Here is a 927-nt window from a genome sequence, read left to right as displayed (position 1 = left end):
AAGCTGAACCAGAGCCAGCAGAAGCTCGGCGAGGCGATCTACCAGTCGTCGCAGAACGAGCAGGCCGCCCCCGGCGCCGGCGCGTCGGAGGAGCAGGCATCGACGGAGTCCGATGAGGATGTCGTCGACGCCGAGGTCGTCGACGAGGACGAGGACAGCTCGGAGGAGAAGAAGTAACCATGCCCAAGGACTTCGAACCGGGACCCGACGAGGTCCCCGAGAACGAGGTCCCCGGCGACGAGGGGTCGGAGGCTCAGGCCTCCGACCCTCAGCCGGAGGATCCGGCCCTGACCGTCGACGACATCCTCGGTGCGGAGCAATCCGAAGACGCCGCCGGTGCCGACGCGGAGGACCAGGTGCTCGCCGACCTCGAGTCGCAGCTGCTGGGAGACCTCAAGCGCCTGCAGGCCGAGTACGCCAACTACCGCCGCCGCACCGAAGAGCAGCGCGAGGTCGAGATCGAGCGCGCCAAGGGCTCGGTCGCCAAGGGACTGCTGCCGGTGATCGACGACCTCGACCGCGCTGAGAAGCACGGCGACCTCAACGAGGGGACGCCCTTCGCCGCGATCGCCGAGAAGCTGCGCGGCGTCGTCGAGCGCATGGGCATCGAGCCCTACGGCGCCGCCGGCGAGGCGTTCGACCCCCAGCACCACGAGGCGATCTTCCAGGCACCCACCCCCGGCACCGAGACCCCGACGATCCTCGAGGTCGTCGAGGTCGGATACCGCCTGGGCTCTGTCGAGCTGCGTCCGGCCAAGGTCGTCGTCGCCGTTCCGGCGGAGTAGGAGGACACGTGGCGAGTCAGGACTGGTTCGACAAGGACTTCTACAAGGTCCTCGGTGTCTCCAAGGAGGTCAGCGCCGCCGACCTCAAGAAGACCTACCGAAAGCTCGCGCGCACCTACCACCCCGATTCCAACCCGGGGGA

At 68.4% G+C, this 927-nt stretch carries 2 protein-coding genes; both read left to right on the top strand.

All coding sequences use genetic code 11. The annotated features are described in order from the left end of the window. Window positions 1–179: 179 nt before the first annotated feature. Window positions 180–785, top strand: coding sequence for a nucleotide exchange factor GrpE (locus B4E30_RS10065; RefSeq protein WP_071045457.1), 606 nt, complete (start codon window positions 180–182; stop codon window positions 783–785). An 8-nt stretch (window positions 786–793) separates the two neighbouring features. After that, window positions 794–927 (top strand): DnaJ domain-containing protein (locus tag B4E30_RS10060; RefSeq protein ID WP_286795148.1); only part of this gene is annotated, 134 nt, incomplete at its 3' end.

It is taken from the genome of Microbacterium sp. UBA3394 (assembly GCF_002358725.1).
In the GTDB taxonomy this organism is placed as follows: domain Bacteria; phylum Actinomycetota; class Actinomycetes; order Actinomycetales; family Microbacteriaceae; genus Microbacterium; species Microbacterium luteum.
Note: the sequence above shows the minus strand (reverse complement) of the source record. Positions and strands in the feature narration are given on the sequence as shown.